Here is a 17,726-nt window from a genome sequence, read left to right as displayed (position 1 = left end):
ACTTCTCGGCAAACACTACCTGGTCCGATCTATTGCGGAGATCAGGCCGCAAACGGTGGGGCCGGTACGCTGAATCGCTCCGCTTGCCGTCGACCGCAAGCAGTTCGACCGTTGTACAGCAAGACGGACTAGCAGCGCCATAGGACAAGAACCAGCCGCCGGCGCCGCGTGGTGCGGAAGAGGCTACAGGCTTCAGGTAAGCAGGGCACGTCCGCCGGAGGCGGACATGCTTCGTCCTGTAGCCTGTAGCCTGTAGCCTTCTCCCGCGTCGTCCGTCTCAAGTGCCTCGAGCCGAGTCGTCTGTGCGTAGCATGCCATAAAGCGTGGCTCGAATTCCAACAGAAAATTGCGGCGAACGATGAATTTCGAATAAGGCGCCAACGTAGCAGGCACACTCCGTGTGCCGTCTGCGCTCCGCGGCGGGTTGCGCACAGAGCGGGGCAGACGGCACACGGCCGGGCAATCGGCGACAAGCCCAGCGGCGACGGTAGTTGGAAGGCAACAATCGTCTATGGCCTGCTGATCGCCAGCCTGGCGGCCGTGTCGATGGTGAGATTGCGGGCGGGCGGGTTCAAATGACACGGCGGGAGGGCGGTCGAAGCATGGGGTCCACGCCGCCGGGGCACTCCCTGACGGACGCCATCCAGCCTACAATCTAGTTTCCGCCGTTCATTTCTCCCGCCGTCGATTGGATGTGTTGCCGTGGCCAAAACCGTGGATCATGAAACCGAAGTAGATTTGCCGCTCGACGCAGGCCAACGCGTTAGCGCTCCGGGCTCGGGAGTCGCGCAGGTGATTCTCAAGCCGCGCAAGGTGCGGCCCTTTTTTGGGCGGCATCCTTGGGTGCTCGAATCGGCGATTGCTCGGATCGAGGGCGCGGCGGCTGATGGCGATGTCGTCGAGCTGATTTCCGACAAAGGACGCTTCGTTGCCCGCGGACTCTACAATTCGCAAAGCCGAATTCGCGTGCGGCTCTACACTTGGTCGCCGACGGAATTGCTCGACGACGCGTTTTTCCGTCGCCGATTGGAAACGGCCCTCGCGTTGCGGCGGCAACTCGGCTACACCGATCCGCACGGCGCGGCCCGGCTGGTGTTCAGCGAAGCCGATGGCTTGAGCGGATTGGTGGTCGATCGCTATGGCGAATACCTGGCCGTGCAGCCGACGGCATTGGCAATCGCCAACCGCCTGGAACAGATCACCAGGGCGCTGATGGAATTGGTTCGTCCGCGCGGAATCGCGCTCCGCAATGAGCGCGGGCTGGGGCAGATCGAAGGCATCCATCTTGCCGAGGGAACTCATTGGGGCCAATTGCCGAGCGGGCCGATTTTCATCGAAGAAAACGGGCTCCGCTTCGGCGTCGATCTGCGTGAAGGGCAGAAGACCGGTTTTTATCTCGATCAGCGCGAGAATCGCCGTGCGGCCGCCAACTATTGCCGCGGCCGGCGGGTGTTGGATCTATTTTGCTACAGCGGCGGCTTCGGAATTGCCGCGTCGAAGCTGGGCGGAGCGAGCGAAGTGCTCGCCGTCGATGGCAGCGAAAAAGCAGTCTCGCTTGCCCGAGCAAATGCGGAACTGAACGGCGTGGCGAATCTGCACTTTCAAGTCGGCGACGGATTTCAAACGCTCGATTCACTCGCGGCGGGCGGCGAGCGGTTTGGCGCCGTCGTCCTCGATCCACCGAAGTTTGCCCGCAGCCGTGCGGCCGTCGACGATGCCTTGATGGCTTATCACCGGCTCAATCGCATGGCGGTCGAGTTGCTCGAGCCAGGCGGAATCTTGGTCACATGCAGTTGCTCGGGCCACGTGACACGGGAAGATTTTCTGCACATGCTCGGCGGCGTCGCCCAGCGCACCGGCCGCGACATCCAAGTGCTCGAGCAACGCGGCGCGGCGGCCGATCACCCGATCGCCGCAAGCTGTTTGGAAAGCGAATATCTGAAGTGCTTCATCTGCCGCGCGGTTTAAGGTCCGGAGCCCAACGCGCAAATCTTTGTGGCGCAACACAAGCCCGAAGCGTTAGCGAGGGAGCGCCGCAACGGCGGCATCGTTTCGCTGCAGGCGGCACAGCCGGATGCACATTGGATTGATGCGTTCGTGAGGGCGATCCCGCAACGGGGCGCATCCTCGCTTACGCTTCGGGCTTGTGTTGAGGGCGATCCCGCAACGGGGCGCGTCCTCGCTTACGCTTCGGGCTTGTGTTGCGTCGACGCTGGATTTTGGGATAGCGAAAGCGATTTGCCCGACGAGTTGCCGCCGAACAACCGGCCCACGTTCCGAAATCGTTGCTGTGAAGCAACACAAGCCCGAAGCGTTAGCGAGGGAGCGCCGCAACCGCGGCATCGTCTCGCTGCAGGCGGCACAGCCGAATGCACATTGGATTGATGCGTTCGTGAGGGCGATCCCGCAATGGGGCGCGTCCTCGCTTACGCTTCGGGCTTGTGTTGAGGGCGATCTCGCAACGGGGCGCGTCCTCGCTTACGCTTCGGGCTTGTGTTGCGTCGACGCTGGATTTTGGGATGGCGAAAACGATTCGGCCGACGAGTTGCCGCCGAACAACCGGCCCACGTTCCGAAATCGTTGCTGTGAAGCAACACAAGCCCGAAGCGTTAGCGAGGGAGCGCCGCAACGGCGGCATCGTCTCGCTGCAGGCGGCACAGCCGAATGCAGATTGGATTGATGCGTTCGTGAGGACGATCCCGCAACGGGGCGCATCCTCGCTTACGCTCGGGCTTGTGTTGAGGGCGATCTCGCAACGGGGCGCGTCCTCGCTTACGCTTCGGGCCTTGTGTTCTTGGCGGGGCTTTAGTCCCTCGCTTGCACTGCCGGCTCCAGTGGCGAACGCCGCCAGCCGCGGAGCGTCGCCGGTGGAATGAACGCCAAGCCGGCGACAAGCATGATCACGGCGAAGCTGACCATCCCGGTCAGTAGCGCGGTGCCGACCCACATGATGAGCGAAATGCCCAACAGCAACGGGCGAGCAAGGCGATTCCAGATCAGAATCGCGAAGCTAAACTCGAACGCGAGGATCGCCAGGGTCCAAATGTTGATGAAATACCAGCCTGGGTCACTGAACCCGAGTCCGCTGAGATTCACGAGCGGATATTCGGGCCTGGCCATCAAGTCCCAGACGGCCGAACCGTCCCACCAAATACTCGTGCCGATGGTGCCGCGTAGTTTGGCGAATGCCATTGCAAAGTAAATGGCGCTCAAATGGACTTGGATTAGGCGCGTTGAAATCGTCGCCGCGCTACTCGGAACAATGCTTCTCGCCGTGCCGCTCGAAGTGCTGCGCATTCGCTGAATCCAGGCATCGATCGAAAGCGTCCGACCGCAGGGGCCCAAGCACAGATAGAACATCAGCATGGCGACGATATCGTCGACCGGCCGGGCCAGCATCGGTCCGCGATAAATCAACGACAACACGGCCACTAGCGCCAGCACGGACGTCACGCGCGTGAACAGTCCGACGAGCATCGCCGCGAGCGCCGCGGCGCCGGCCCAATAAAAAATCCACAGCGCCGCCGTGCTTCTCGCCCAATCGAACGTCGAGAACACCGGCACCCGGTCGCGCATATCGAGCATCGCGTCGCGCGACAACAATCCGTCGGGTCCAAACAGTCGGGTTAGATCGGGCAGATACGTCAAGTAAAGCGCGATCGCCATCGCGGCGGTGAGGATCCGAATCATGCCCAATGTCAGCGGGTCGCGCGGTGCAAACCAAAATCGATTCCAGCCTTTGCCGAATCGGTCGAAGAGCGTGCGAAAATAATCGCCGATCGAGTGCATTTCAGTTCGACTCCGTTTTGGATTGGGGAGCCGAGTTGTTGTCCGTCGTCGGCGGCCGGCTTGCGGGCGCATTATTTGTCGGAGCCGATTTTGCCGGCGCTTCAGCGGCGGGCTTTGCCTCCGACTTCATGGTCTCCGACTTGATGGTCTCCGATTTCAGCGGGGCCACTTCTCCTTGCGGCAAGATGTCGATCGATTCGGGCGTTCCGTCGTCGGAAAGCTCGACGCGCATCCGGCCGATCGTGGTGAAATAGCGCGGATCGGTGGGCGTCCACGCAGGCAGTTCGGCCATCAATGTTTCGGGGTGCAGCTTGCCGCGATGGTAATACCAGCGCAGGGTGACGAATTTGGCACCGGGATGCTCGCGCAACAGGCCGGCCCCGATCGAGCCGCCGATACGATGCCGCCGATCGTTGAAGACGTCGGGAATGTCGGGGCCTTCCGGCCATTTGGAATATTCCGCCAACGCGAATGCCAGTTGTTGCAAGCGCTGGCGCCGGTCGGCTGGTTCGGTCTTGGCCTCCGGCAATTCGACGATCTCCGGCGCGCGGCCAGATCCGTAGTCGAGCGTCGCTTCGAGATGGTACGGCCAGTCGAGCGATGCCGTGTCCTCGAACTCCGGCATCAGTTCGATGAAGTTGTAATCGTAGCCGTGGTCGAGCCACAATTGCGAAAGATACGGTTCGACGCCGGGCGTCAGCGTCTTGACATTCATGAGCAACGTGCAGATGCCGTTGCGGTTGTTCGTCAGCATCGCGACGCCGACGACGAACAGGTGGATCACCACCAGCAGCGACACGACCGTGCGAAACAGTTCGCTCGGCAGCGCGATTTCTTCCTTGGTCGCGGAATTGGACGATGCGGAATTGGGAGAAACAGCCATCGTAGAAATTTTGGCCCCGCCCGATTGCGGCCGAGGATTATGGCGATTCAAGCCGTCCGCAGAGGGACGTGGCGAATCGATCAAGGATGCCGATCAAACTGCGATGTACACGCCGCGATGTTGACGTATCGGATTGTATGGGGCAGCCGCTCAATCCGTGATCGCCTGGCTTGCGCAGTCCGCACAATCGCCGCAACAGGAAAACCTATTCGCTGTCGAACTCGCCTATAATAAGCAGACGATACAGTGAATGTAAACCGGCGGGCCGAATTCGCGGTTGGTTTGGGGGTAGGCGGGTTCGCGGCGCAAGGGTCGGCCGCAAGGGGGTCAGGCACATTTTTCGGCGGAGGGCTCGGGGGTGGTTCGGGTCGAGCGGCGCCGAAAAATGAGCCAGACCCCGGTTGCGCCGAATTCTCTTGGGAGCGAAACTCAATGCGATGCTTGATTCTGGCGGTTGCGGCGGCGACCGGTTTGTATGCCCTTCCGGCCGCGGGGCGCGATATCTTCGTGAACAATCGCGCCGGCGACGACCATTTCGATGGCCGATTCGCGACACAAGGCGGCTCCGCGGGGCCGGTTCAGTCGCTCGCCAAAGCGCTGCGGCTGGCCGACTCGGGCGATCGCATCATCGTGGCCAACACCGGCGTGCCGTATCACGAATCGGTCAGTCTTTCCGGCCCGCGGCATAGCGGGTTCAGCTTCAAGCCGCTGGTGATCGACGGCAACGGCGCGACACTCGACGGCTCGGCCCCGGCCGGGGGTTGGCGGTCGGCCGGCGGCAACGTGTTTCGCATGCGGCCGACGCACATGGCTTTCGGAATGCTTTTCCTTCAAGGCCAACCGCTGGCTCGCGTTGCGGCGACCCCGGCGGAAGAAATGCCGCCGCTATTGAAGCCGCTGGAGTGGACGCTCCACGATGGCTGGATTTATTTCTGCGTCGAGCCGGGCCGATTGCCGCAGCAATATTCGCTGAGCTATGCCCAATTGCAGGTCGGGCTGACGCTCTACAAAGTCGAGCAACTGGTGATCACGAATCTCGTCGTGCAAGGCTTCGAGCTCGACGGGATCAATTGCCAGGATGTCGGCAGCGGCACGACGCTCGACCACATCACCGCCCGGTGGAACGGCCGTAGCGGCATTGCCGTATGCGGCGCTTCGCACGCCACGCTCGACGGCTGCCTTGTCGAAGGCAACGGCCAGAGCCAACTGCACATCGAGGGGCCGAGCGTCACGAGCGCCGTCGGCTGCGAACTGATTCCCAAATCGGCGCCGAATTGGCTGATCCACGGTGGCCGGCTATTGATCGATGGCCGCGAAGTGGGGGAGTGAGCCGTGGTCTGGGGTTCGGGGTTCGTGGCTCGGATCGGGCAAGGGCCTATTTGGCCGTGTCGGCCCGTCGCTCGCTTGCGATTTCGCGCGTCGGGCCCCTCTCGCCGCTTGGCGTGCGGAGGTTACACTGGACCCTATCATGTGGCCCAATTCCGATGAAACGCAAGAACTCTTGGCCGCGGCGCGCGGCGGCGATACGACGGCCGTGAATCGGCTGCTCGATCGGCATCGGGCGGCCCTGCGGCGGATGATCGATCTGCGGATGGATCGCGGCATCGGCCGGCGGATCGATGCCAGCGACATCGTGCAGGATGTGTTGCTCGACGCGCATCGGCGGCTGGAAGAATATCTGGCCCATCCGGCGATGCCGTTTCATCTTTGGCTGCGGCATATGGCCCGCGATCGCTTGATCGATGCCCATCGGCGGCATCGTGTCGCGGCTCGGCGGAGCGTCGATCGCGAACAGCCGCTCGTAGCCCCGGCGAAGCTCGACCAATCGACGCTCGACCTGGCGGCCGAATTGGTCGATCCCGAGCTCACGCCCGCCGCCGCCGCGACGTGGCACGAACTGCAAGTACGGTTTCAGCAGGCCCTGGAACACATGGACGAGCAGGATCGCGAAGTGGTGTTGCTGCGGCATTTCGAGCACCTCTCGAATGGCGACGTGGCGCAAGTGCTCGGCCTCAGCGAACCCGCCGCCGGCATGCGCTACCTGCGCGCCATGCGCCGCCTGCGGGCGCATCTCGAAAAGACCGCAGGCGGCAAGCCGGAAGCCGAAGGAGACCAAACCGACGACCGTCCGCAGCCGTCCTAACCCCTCACCCTTCCCCCTCACCCTCACCCCGATGCCCACCGCCGTCGACGATCGCGATCTTCGCCTCTCCAAGCTGCTGGTTGAATTGACCGATGCCCAGCAGGCGGGACGTGGCGCGACGCTCGATGAGACGGTTGCCGCGCATCCCGATCTCGCCGACGAGCTGCGGGAACTGTGGGGCGCGGTGATGCTCGCCGACGCGGTAGCCTCGCATGTGTCCGATGCCAAAGAAGCCGCCATATCTCCTTCACAAGCGCCGACCGTGGCACTATCCACGCCGCGCGTCGCGTTGCCTGCCCGCCTTGGCGACTACGAATTATTGGAAGAACTTGGCCGCGGCGGCATGGGAGTCGTGTATCGAGCCCGGCAGATCAGTCTCGATCGAATTGTGGCGGTGAAGATGATTTTGCGCGGCCAACTGGCCACCGCTGCCGATCGGGCGAGGTTTCGAGCCGAGGCCGAAGCGGCGGCGAAATTGGATCATCCGAATATCGTGCCGGTGTATGAAGTCGGCGATCTCGATGGCCAGCCCTATTTCAGTATGAAATTCGTGGCCGGCACGACGCTCGCCCGGCAATTGGCCGACGGACCGCTCGAGCCGCGCGAGGCGGCGGCGCTGTTGGTGCCGGTGGCCAAGGCGATCCACTTCGCGCATCGGCATGGGCTGCTGCATCGCGATCTAAAGCCGTCGAATATCTTGATCGACGACGAAGGCCAGCCGCACGTGACCGATTTCGGCCTCGCGAAGCGGATCACCGATCAACACGGCCCGACGCTCACCGGCGCGATCGTCGGCACGCCGAGCTACATGTCGCCCGAGCAAGCCGATGGCCGCCGCGGCGTGATCGGCCCGGCAAGCGATGTGTATAGCTTGGGCACGATTCTGTATCAGATGCTCACCGGCCGGCCGCCGTTTCAAACCGCCTCGCCGGTCGACACGCTGCTGATGGTGCTCGAGCAAGACCCGGTGCCGCCGCGGATGTTGAACGCCCGGGCCGATCGCGATCTGGAAATGATCGCGCTGAAATGTCTGCAAAAGCCGGCTCAACTGCGTTATCCATCGGCCGAACGTTTGGCGGCGGATTTGAACGCCTATCTATCGGGCGAACCGGTGTCGGCCCGCAGCGGCGGGTTCACGCAAGTGATCGCCCGCGTGTTCCGCGAGACGCACCATGCGCCGCTGTTGGAGAATTGGGGACTATTGTGGATGTGGCACAGCGTCGTGCTGCTCGGGCTATGCCTGGCGACGAACCTGTTGGTGTGGCAGCATGTGGCGTCGCGCTGGCCGTATCTATGGATTTGGGCCGGCGGATTCGCCGTGTGGGCGCCGATCTTTTGGGCCCTGCGGCGGCGGGCCGGCCCGGTGACGTTCATCGAGCGGCAGATCGCGCACCTGTGGGGGGCGGCGGTGATTGCCAGCGTCGAATTGTTCGTGATCGAATGGCTGCTGCGGTTGCCGGTGTTGAAGCTCTCGCCGGTGCTGGGGTTGATCAGTGGGATGGTGTTCGTCGTGAAGGCGGGCATCTTGAGCGGCGAGTTTTACGTGCAGGCCGTCGCATCGTTTCTCACCGCCGGCGTGATGGCCCTCTGGCCGGAGTTCGGCCACACGATCTTCGGCATCGTTACCGGAATCTGCTTTTTCGCCCCCGGCTTGAAGTATTATCGCCAGCGCCGAGTGCAGGCAGCGGGATAACGGCAAACGCGCGAAACCGCAAGCGAGCTTCCAAGCCGACTGAGATGGAAGCTCGCTTGCGGTTTCGCGCGTCGCGTCACTGGCCTCTGGCCCCCGACCCTGGCCACTTTCTTCCCTCACTTCTTCGGCCGCACGGTGATTCCGCCCGCTTTGCGATCGAAGGTCAACCCGGCCGGGTCGAGCACGTCGTGCAATAGTTCGTCTTCGGTTGCGTTGTTGACATTCACTTTCACTTCGGTATTGAGCGAAAGCCCGGCGGCTTGGATGGCTGCGTCGTCGACTTGCACGTCGAGCTTGAGCCGATGGCCGAGTGCGCGGATCAAATCGCCGACGGCCATCGACGCGACCGGCAGCGTGTAGCGTTTTTCGCCTTTCGTGACCGTGGTTTGTTTGGCCCGGCCTCCTGCGAGCAATGTTCGCACGAAATCCTGATCCTCGGCCGAGCCGCGCACGGTTAGCTTCCCTGCGCTGTAAACGACCTTCGCCCCTGCGAGCGATTTCGACATCTTCGCGGCGAAAGCCCGCGGGCCGCCCTCGATTGTTGATGAAAGGGCATAATCGTGGCTGATTTCGACCGACGAGGGAATCGGCTCGAGACGCACGCTGTGGCCGGCCGGGTCGAGCGAGAATGTCAGATCAAACTGCGCGGCGACGAGTGTCAGCCGGTCGCAGAAATTCATCGGCGGCAAATCGGCCGCACCCCACAGATCGTGCGGAATCTGGTCGGTGCCCTGGATCTGAATGCCGCATTGCTTCGACAACTGGCCGAGCAAATCTCGCGGCATCGCCAAATCATCCCATTTCCATGGCCGTAGGCGCGTGAAATTGGATCGGGCGTCCACCGGCAAACGCCGCACGTCTTCGTAGCGCAACGCCGCGAGCGTGCGGATTTTGTGGGCCGTCAATTCGGGCCCGAAGTAAATCACCGAGCCGACTTGCCCGACGCCGATCGAAAGCTTCGCGGCGATCAGCTTGAGCGTCGCATCGAGCGTCCGATCGTCGGACGTGAATTCAATTTTTTGGTCCGGATCAACTCGCCGATCGAGCAGAATTGCCACCTGCTGCGACTGGGCTAGATGCATCAGCGCCTGCCGCAACGGCACACCGGAACGCGACGACCATGTGATCGAAACTTTTTGATCGAGCTGCGCGCAGAGCGTTTCGCCGGTAAGCCAGTTGGCCGGGTGTTCGTTGCCACGAACCGGCGTCGGTCTCGTAGCGGTGCAGAGAATGGCCGCACTGCAAGCGACCGCGAAAAGCGACGGGCGCCCTACGATTCGGATAATCGGCGGCATGGCAAATCCCTTGGTAGCGGCACCCCGAAGCACCGGAAAATCCCGCTTTTCAGTTTAATTCTTTTTGATTCTGATTACACTAACAAATACGACATCGCGCATGCCAACGCCGTCTGAAAACCTCGCCCAACACAGTCATGCAAAGCGAATTTACCCGCAAACCCGTTCTCGGCGAACTGTATCAACAGTATCTCGCCGATCAGGACACCGCGGCGTTTATTCATCGCACGACGCAGCGCTACACCGTCGCCACGCTTTGCCGGCTGGCCGCTGTCGGGGAGCGGCTTGTGCGGCGATCGGCGGTGCTGGCCCTGGGATTCATCGCCGACTACGAATCGAACGCCGTGCTCGGCCGAGCGCTCAGCGATACGGATCGCGGCGTGCGGCTGATGGCCGAAACGGCGATCCGCTCGGTCTGGTGCCGAACCGGCACGGCCCCGCAGCGACAGCAATTGGCCGGCTTGGTGATGCTCAACCGCACGCACGAATATGCCGTCGCCCTGCGCGATGCGACGGCACTGATCCGCGAAGCGCCGTGGCTAGCCGAGGTGTGGAACCAACGGGCAATCGCTCAATACGGCCTGGCCCATTACGAGCAATCGATCCACGATTGCCGGCAAGCATTGGAGATCAATCCCTACCATTTCGGCGCCGCCGCCGGAATGGGCCAATGCTATCTTCGGCTCGGCGACCAGACGGCCGCCCTGCAAGCCTTCCGCCGCGCGTTGAATCTCAATCCCGAGCTCGACGGCATCCGCGCGAACGTGCAATATCTCGAGCGCTCGCTGAAGAAGAAGCAATAACGGCGATGGAGCAGCGTTTTAGCGGCGTGTGATTGGGAGCGAGCGCGAATTGGCATCGCCGCCGGCACACGGAGTGTGCCTACTACGCTGACTCATAGCCGCAGCATGTCGGCGAGTTTTTGGGCGATCATTGGGCCACCCATTGCGATCGTTTCGGCCAGCGGCCAGGCAAGCATCAGCAGGCCGAGAGCGGCGAGGGCATAGCCGCGACGGCGGTCGGGAAAATCGATGCCGCGCACTCCGGCCTTCAGTTCTTTATGCAAACGTGCCCAGCCTGTTTCGCTTTGTCGCGATCCTGTGGCGACCAGCGAGACGGTTCGCATCGGCGGATAATCTTCGAGATGCAGTTGCACGCCAAGTTCCTCGAGCGCCAAACCGTCGCCGGCCCATTGCGGACGGCTATCCAGCCGCGCGGCGATCTCGACGAGGATCGGCCGCAATTGATCGGACGTCATGTTGAGCACGATCAGCCGCGGCCGGGCCAAAAGGTTCCAAAGCGTCACCAGCAGGCTGTAGCTGAGCAATAGCGACAGCCATACGTAGCGAGCAGGGAATGGAAGGGCCGCGGGAAACAAGAACTCCATCGGCCCGGCCACAACGAACCCAACGACCGCCACGGCCAGCAGAGAGATGTCGGTCGAGCCGGTCAGCACCATCGGCCGCCGCCGCCAGTGGACAATCCCCAGACCGATTAGATATAGGCCAAGCGGCGCAAACGCCAAGAGCGAGTGAACGGAGTCCATCGATGGCAAATCCTACGCATTTGCATGACAAGATGCGCGAGTTGCCAACCGGCGGCTAGCGCCTTGCCGCTAACATACGTGGCGCCATATTGAGCAGCCAGGCGCTAGCCACCGGTTTTTGCCGCGCCGTTATTTAGCCTGCTTCAGCCATTCTTGCATCACCCAGCCGACTTTGGCCAGCGACAAGGCCGAGCAATGGGCGGGCGTGTCTTGTTCGGTGTGCCAGTAGGGCAAATAGGCGAGAAAGCTGATTACATCGCAGGTAGGGATTTTGCCGATTTCGTGGAGGCGGAGGTGGTCATCCAAGACGTTTTCCATACGATGCGGGATGAACTCGTGAACGCCGAGCTTGTCGGCCACGCCCCAGAGTTGCTTGACCAGCGGCCGGGTGTCTTCCCACGACCAACTGTTCTGTTCCTCGCCGATTCGCAGTTCGGCGCCGCCGACCATGTCGAGCAACACGCCCCAACGGTATTTGTAGGGCGGCGGTTGGCTGGCGTAGTCGCGGGCAAAATATTCCGCCCCGAGAAACATCGGATCGCCCGATCCAGGGAAGAACCCGCGATCGTGTTGCTTGAACACGAATTCCTCCCCGTCGAGCAACACGAAATCGACGCCGAACGGCGTGTTCAATGTCGGCATCGACTTCGCCAATTCCATCAAGATGGCCACGCCGCTCGCGCCGTCGTTGGCCCCGATGAACACTCCCTTCGGATGGTGCTTATCTTCATCGGGATACGGCCGGGTGTCGTAATGCGCGGCTAAGAGAATGCGTTCTTTGCGGTCTGGATGCCAGGTGACGATCATATTGGCCATTGGCACCGGGCTGCCGTCGAGCGGGTTGCGGGCCCGGAACTCTTGCATCCGCACCGCGCCGCCCAACTTCTGAAAATGGTCGGCCAGCATTTTTTGCTGGGCGACCATGCCGGCCGAACCGCTTGGCCGCGGTCCGATTTTGCAAATCGCCTTGAGATAGTCGTAGGTCTCGGTGCCGTTGAAGGGGATATTCTCCAGCGTCAGCTTTGGAGACGCCACCACCTCGGCATCCGGCACGTTGGCGCGCACCAGCAACCATCCACCCACCAATGCAGCCGCGCCCGCCACGGCGCAAACAAAAAGCGTTTGGCCCGATAGCCAGCGCATGACCAATCCCCCTAAGCGTCGTAAAGCGTTCATAAGCTCAATTGTATTTCAAAGTGCGGATCGTAAGAAGACGAGCTTCGCCAGTTTTTCATGGTCCGGGGCACGACGGAACATGTCCAAGCATCCGGTTGCATGCAAGGAACCGCAGAAAACCGGGCGATTTCGCTGTCGTCCGCCGCGAACCCGTCGTCCCCACGGACAGAGCGAAGTGACGGCCGGAGCACGACCGGACACTGATGTTTAGTCGCCGCCGAAAACAACCCCGACATTTCGGAATTCGGGGTGCCGCGCTCACGGCTCGGCGTGAGCATGCGGTTCGGATTAAATGCCCACGCGAAGCCGTGGGCATGGCGCCCATTGTCCCGTAGTCGTCGAGGTCGTTTCTTGTCTGATCCGCGAATTGGCAGTCCGCTTTAAGCGATCTTAACACGAACAACGGCCGATCGACGAGCGTTCAAGCCGCTTGCGGCGGAGGACCGAAAAATGAACTACCTCCCTGAGCGACCGCAAAGTGCGTTGACCGAAAACGGTCGCTCGCGTTCGGCATGCCCGCCACGTTCCGACCGCTCGGCACGCCCTCCCCGCCGTCCGGCCGGCGGCCGCCAAGTGCCTGGCGGCCTCGGGCTGGCCGGACGCAACCTCGCCGCCTCCCGCCTCACCTCCCGTTCGGAAAATTGGGTCGATTGCATGCTTGCGGCGCTGTTTGGAAATACGTGTAGTTGGCCGCAAACGAGCGGCTACTACTGGCAGCAATCGCGCCGGCCGTTGACTTGCCTGGTGTTCGTCGCCCCGCTGCTGTTGCTCTACGAGGGGGGCGTGTTGTGGCTGGGCCCGCAGGCCATGCGCAATGGGGCCGATGTCTGGCTCCGCCAGTTTCTCGACCTGTTGGGCTTCGGCCAATATTTCTTGCTGCCAGCGCTGACCGTGGCGATTCTACTTGGTTGGCACCACACGACGGCCCAGAAATGGCAGGTCGTGCCGGGAGTGCTGTATGCGATGTTTGCCGAGTGTTTTCTACTGGGGCTGGTGTTGGTGGTGATTGCCCGGCTGCAAGGGGCTCTGTTGTCGATGTTTCTCTCGGCCCCGCCCGACTGGCCAGTGCAGGCTTCGATGTCGGCGGCGATCGGCGCGGGGGGCAAACTGATCGCGTTTTTCGGGGCCGGCATTTATGAAGAGGTGTTGTTTCGCCTGACACTTTTGCCGCTGGCCGCCTGGGGACTGCGTCTGTCGGGCCTCGGCCCGAGGCAGGCGTTGGTTGGGGCGGTCGTCGCCACGAGCCTGGTGTTCTCGGCAGCCCACTACGTCGGCCCGCACGGCCAGACGTGGGAGATTTCGAGCTTCGTGTTTCGATCGGTGGCGGGAGGATTCTTCGCCGTGCTGTTCGTCTACCGCGGCTTCGGCATCGCCGCCGGCACCCACGCGCTCTACGACATCCTCGTCGGCCTGCTGCTCCACGGAATCACCGGCGCGCTTTGACACTCCAATCAGACCGAGATACGGCCGATCCGAAAGCGATTGGGCAGGTCTACCCACGCTCTTCCCACTTCGTCGGTTCACGCCGATTGTGGAGCACAGCGACCACGACGACCCGGTCGTTCAACAATCGATAGAAAATCGCGTACGGAAACCGCCGAATTGTCGCACGTCGCGGTGGACGATCGCGAACATTTCTGGATTCCGACAAATACGCGCAATCGCTTCGCCTGCGCAGAGCAAGAAGTCGTCGCCCAACCCGCTCTGGCGGCTGTCGTACCAGCGCATTGCTTCATCAAGGTCGGCTGCGGCCGCCGGGCGAAAAATCGGCGCCGGTTTCATCCGCGTTTCTGAAGCCGAGACTTCACCTCTTCCCACGAAAAACCGGCGCTTGGCGAAGCGTCGGAGAGAGCGATGCGACGGTCCAACTCATCTCGCTGGGCTTACGTGATCGGAAGCGCCTCTTCCTCGGCGACGATGCTATCCCAGATCTCCTCGACCCGGAGAATGCGCTCGGGGATAGTTAGGGCCTTGATATCTGCAATATTGATGGACTGGCTCATGTGATTTGAATTCCGACGAAGTTTCGAGGCCGACGAGGCGTGTACAACGATCACTTACTGTTATCTGCTAGCTCGGTCCGGTTACAACATATCCAGCGGGTCGACGTCCACGCTCCATTGGATTTCGTTGGGACAAACGATCGCGGCCAGCACTTCGCGGACCATCGCCCGCAGTTTCGCTCCGTCGATCGCTTGGAGCTGCAAGTGGTAGCGATACATGCCGCGGAGCTTGGCGAACGGGGCCGGGGCCGGGCCGAGCAAGCGGCTTTGCGTGTCGATCTGTTTCAGCTCGCGCGTGAAATGCCGGCCCAATTCGGCGATGAACTCGCGCACCGGGGCTTCGACCGGGCCGCGCACCACCAGCCGCACCATCTCGGCAAACGGCGGATACAATAGGGCCTCGCGAATCGGCAGCTCTTGCCGGGCAAACGCGGCGTAGTCGTGATTCATCGCCGAGCGGATCGCCGGATGGTCGGGGCTAAATGTCTGCACGACCACGCGGCCGCCTCGCTCGCCGCGCCCCGTGCGGCCCGCCACTTGAGTGACCAATTGAAACGTGTGTTCCGCCGCGCGGAAATCGGGTAAATGCAACGCCGTGTCGGCATTCACCACGCCCACAAGCGTCACTCGTGGAAAATCGAGCCCCTTGGCGATCATCTGCGTGCCAAGCAGGATGTCGACCTGGCCATCGCGAAACGACGCCAGCGCCCGGGCATGGCTGCCGGGGGCCTGCATCGTGTCGGTGTCCATGCGCAACACCCGGGCATCGGGGAACCGCGTGCGAATCTCGGCCTCGAGCTTTTGCGTCCCCACGCCGCCATAGCGAATGCCGGAGAAGTCGCACTCGGGGCACGCCACTGGCGCCGGCATTTGATAGTCGCAATAGTGGCACAGCGCGATGTCGAGTTGCCGATGATGCGTCAGGGCAAGATCGCAATGCGGACATCGCACCACGTAACCGCACGCGGGGCATTGAATGTGTGTCGCAAAACCGCGGCGATTCAATAACAGGATCACTTGCCCGCCCTGCTCGAGCGCGGCGGCGATGCTCTGATGAAGCTTGCGGCTCACGGCGCCACGGGTGCGGCGATTCTGAAATTCATTGCGCAAATCGATCGTGCCCACCGCCGGCATCGGGCGATCGAGCACGCGCCGCGGCATTTCGACCAAGCGAAATTCGCCCTGCCGAGCCCGATGCCAGCTTTCCAGCGAGGGCGTGGCCGAGCCGAGCACGAGCGGAATCGTTTCGGCCTGCGCTCGCCACAGGGCCACTTCTCGGGCATGGTAGCGCGGCGTGGTTTCCTGCTTGAAACTCGTTTCATGCTCTTCGTCGAGAATGATCAGCCCCAGATTGGGCACCGGGGCGAACACGGCGCTGCGGGCCCCCACGACCACCGACACTTCTCCCGCCGCGATCCGCTGCCAATGCCAGTTTCGCTCCGCATCGCGCAGATGACTATGCAGCACGGCCACATGGTCGAACCGGGCCCGAAAGCGGTCGCGCGTTTGCGGCGTCAGGCTGATTTCGGGCACCAACACGATCGCCTGCCGGCCGAATCGCACGACTTCCTGAATGGCCTGGATATACACTTCCGTCTTGCCGCTACCGGTGACGCCGTGGATCAAGATCGTTTGCTGCGCGTGCGAATGCAATGCCGCGAGCATCGCGTCGAGGGCCACGCGCTGGTCGGCATTGAGCACATAGTCGGCTTCGCGCGGCGGGACGGGAAGCCGGGCTTCCTCGGGCACCACGATCCGCGCGACGGCGTCGATCCATCCCTTCCGCCGCAGCGTGGCGATCGGGGCATCGGTGCAGCCCAGCGCGGATTTCAGCGCTGCGGTGGGAATCGGGGCCGGTTGGCCGCCGAGATAGTGGAGAATCTCGCGTTGCTTCGGCGTGGCGCCTTTCAAGGAATCGATTTGCCCTGCCGCCTCGGCGCTGATGCCGACGAGCGTGATTCGCTTTAGCGCGGTTTGCTTGCGCACCACCGCCGGCAGTACGGTTTCGAGTGCCTGCCCCCAGCTCGACAAATAGCGGTCGGCCATCCAGCGAGTCAGCCGCAGCATGGATGGGGAAAGCAGATTGCGCGTATCGACGACGTCAGTGATCGATTTCAATTGCCGCCGCACATCGTGGCGGTTTTCCAGTTGCACGCAAAACCCCACCACCGCCCGATTGCCGCGGCCAAACGGCGCGCGCACCCGCCGGCCGCATTCGATTCGATCGCGCAGCGAATCCGGCACCGCATAATCGAACGGCTGATCCGGCCCGGTCGGAAAAATCACGCTGGCCACAAGCCGCTCGCGCGCATCGTCCTCCTCCCAAGCGGCCGGCCGCGTGTCGAAAAGATGCTGCTGGGGCATTGGAGGAAGGGCGAGGGTGAGGGGACAGGACGGAAGAAATCCGACGCTTTGGCGAGCGACGCGCGGCTAGATGCCAACGCTATTTTATGGCGACGCTCAAAGAGTGGCAGTACGCCAAAGCGGGGCGCCACATTCGACGACCTGACCAGATCAAAAATATCCCCGACAAGGCTCGAACTTGTAACCTTCGGCTTCGGAGACGCTATAAGAGGGGTGTCAAAAAGCCTGAATTTCCCGAGAGATATTGCGATTTTAGCAACTCACAACGGCATTGCAAGCCATTTTAGTACCGTTCGTTATTTTGCGTGAAATTGCGGTATGACGGAAACGAATCCGGTAATTTACCGGCGCAGAAAAAAGCCGCTCGAGCGCCGCATGGTGCAGCACTGGAAAGGCTGTCGCCTTCTATGGTGATTTTCTGAAAACCCGTCTCGCCATTGCCCCGCTGCCGCGTTCCGGCGGGGTGCCATGAGTCTTTGCACGTTGGCGGGTGCAATGTGTCTAATCGCGTGCTACGCGATTCAAAGTAAAACTCCCCGCCCAGGCCACCCACTCGCGCGATAAGCGGGAGTGGGCTGCTGTTGAAGGCCCAGGCGGGGGCAATCTCAATCCAGTTGCCTCCTCCGCTCGAATCGCTCGATCAACTTCCGCAGTGCGGCGAATTCTTCCGGGGTCGCGCCCGGATCGCCGTCTTCGTCGCTGAAAAGCGCACCAGCGCCGCCCGATAGCTCGAAGCTAAAGATGGTCCCGTTCTTGCCGCGCATGAGCGTGATTTTCAACTCGTCCGCGGTTTCGAGCAAATCGCACGGTTCCGGGTCCGGCCGGTCGAAGTTC

At 62.2% G+C, this 17,726-nt stretch carries 15 protein-coding genes; 6 read left to right on the top strand and 9 right to left on the bottom strand.

The features are described 5' to 3' along the window. The first annotated feature begins 702 nt into the window (after positions 1-702). The gene (locus tag VHX65_14820) at positions 703-1,968 is read left to right on the top strand and encodes a class I SAM-dependent rRNA methyltransferase (GenBank protein ID HEX3999821.1); all 1,266 of its coding nucleotides are present in this window, start codon (positions 703-705) and stop codon (positions 1,966-1,968) included. 837 nt (positions 1,969-2,805) lie between these two features. On the opposite strand, the gene VHX65_14815 is transcribed toward VHX65_14820, so the two are convergent. After that, a complete protein-coding gene (locus VHX65_14815; protein HEX3999820.1) occupies positions 2,806-3,789 on the bottom strand; it encodes a hypothetical protein in 984 nt (327 codons plus the stop codon). Position 3,790: 1 nt separating this feature from the next. Continuing rightward, the gene (locus VHX65_14810; GenBank protein HEX3999819.1) at positions 3,791-4,672 is read right to left on the bottom strand and encodes a hypothetical protein; all 882 of its coding nucleotides are present in this window, start codon (positions 4,670-4,672) and stop codon (positions 3,791-3,793) included. Between the two features lie 432 nt (positions 4,673-5,104). Between VHX65_14810 and VHX65_14805 the strand changes: the two genes are divergently transcribed. From VHX65_14805 to VHX65_14795, 3 genes are all read left to right on the top strand, one after another. Next, complete coding sequence (locus VHX65_14805; protein HEX3999818.1) at positions 5,105-6,001, top strand: right-handed parallel beta-helix repeat-containing protein; 897 nt, start codon at positions 5,105-5,107, stop codon at positions 5,999-6,001. Positions 6,002-6,140: 139 nt separating this feature from the next. Beyond that, positions 6,141-6,815 carry a sigma-70 family RNA polymerase sigma factor gene (locus tag VHX65_14800; GenBank protein ID HEX3999817.1) on the top strand — a complete coding sequence of 225 codons (675 nt, stop codon included), beginning with the start codon at positions 6,141-6,143 and terminating at the stop codon, positions 6,813-6,815. Positions 6,816-6,846: 31 nt separating this feature from the next. Next, positions 6,847-8,508, top strand: a complete 1,662-nt coding sequence (locus tag VHX65_14795; protein ID HEX3999816.1) for a serine/threonine-protein kinase — start codon at positions 6,847-6,849, stop codon at positions 8,506-8,508. A gap of 116 nt (positions 8,509-8,624) precedes the next feature. Here the strand turns inward: VHX65_14795 and VHX65_14790 are convergent, their stop codons facing one another. After that, complete coding sequence (locus VHX65_14790; GenBank protein ID HEX3999815.1) at positions 8,625-9,803, bottom strand: hypothetical protein; 1,179 nt, start codon at positions 9,801-9,803, stop codon at positions 8,625-8,627. Between the two features lie 137 nt (positions 9,804-9,940). On the opposite strand from VHX65_14790, the gene VHX65_14785 reads away from it, so the two are divergent. After that, the gene (locus VHX65_14785) at positions 9,941-10,606 is read left to right on the top strand and encodes a tetratricopeptide repeat protein (GenBank protein HEX3999814.1); all 666 of its coding nucleotides are present in this window, start codon (positions 9,941-9,943) and stop codon (positions 10,604-10,606) included. Positions 10,607-10,698: 92 nt separating this feature from the next. Here VHX65_14785 and VHX65_14780 read toward each other — a convergent pair whose 3' ends face one another. Both VHX65_14780 and VHX65_14775 read right to left on the bottom strand, forming a co-directional pair. Then, entirely contained in the window at positions 10,699-11,349 is a 651-nt protein-coding gene (locus VHX65_14780) for a hypothetical protein (GenBank protein HEX3999813.1), read from the bottom strand. A gap of 129 nt (positions 11,350-11,478) precedes the next feature. After that, positions 11,479-12,525 (bottom strand): M28 family peptidase, encoded by a 1,047-nt coding sequence (locus VHX65_14775; GenBank protein HEX3999812.1) that lies wholly within the window; start codon positions 12,523-12,525, stop codon positions 11,479-11,481. Positions 12,526-13,179: 654 nt separating this feature from the next. Between VHX65_14775 and VHX65_14770 the strand changes: the two genes are divergently transcribed. Then, positions 13,180-13,968, top strand: a complete 789-nt coding sequence (locus tag VHX65_14770) for a CPBP family intramembrane glutamic endopeptidase (protein HEX3999811.1) — start codon at positions 13,180-13,182, stop codon at positions 13,966-13,968. A gap of 120 nt (positions 13,969-14,088) precedes the next feature. Here the strand turns inward: VHX65_14770 and VHX65_14765 are convergent, their stop codons facing one another. The 4 genes from VHX65_14765 to VHX65_14750 form a co-directional block, all read right to left on the bottom strand. After that, the gene (locus tag VHX65_14765; GenBank protein HEX3999810.1) at positions 14,089-14,307 is read right to left on the bottom strand and encodes a hypothetical protein; all 219 of its coding nucleotides are present in this window, start codon (positions 14,305-14,307) and stop codon (positions 14,089-14,091) included. Between the two features lie 101 nt (positions 14,308-14,408). Continuing rightward, a complete protein-coding gene (locus tag VHX65_14760; GenBank protein ID HEX3999809.1) occupies positions 14,409-14,528 on the bottom strand; it encodes an addiction module protein in 120 nt (39 codons plus the stop codon). Between the two features lie 81 nt (positions 14,529-14,609). Continuing rightward, on the bottom strand, positions 14,610-16,892 hold the full coding sequence (gene priA / locus VHX65_14755; protein ID HEX3999808.1) for a primosomal protein N': 2,283 nt from the start codon (positions 16,890-16,892) through the stop codon (positions 14,610-14,612). A gap of 605 nt (positions 16,893-17,497) precedes the next feature. Then, positions 17,498-17,726 (bottom strand): hypothetical protein (locus tag VHX65_14750; GenBank protein ID HEX3999807.1); only part of this gene is annotated, 229 nt, incomplete at its 5' end.

This window comes from Pirellulales bacterium, from assembly GCA_036267355.1.
Classification (GTDB): Bacteria; Planctomycetota; Planctomycetia; order Pirellulales; family DATAWG01; genus DATAWG01.
Note: the sequence above shows the minus strand (reverse complement) of the source record. Positions and strands in the feature narration are given on the sequence as shown.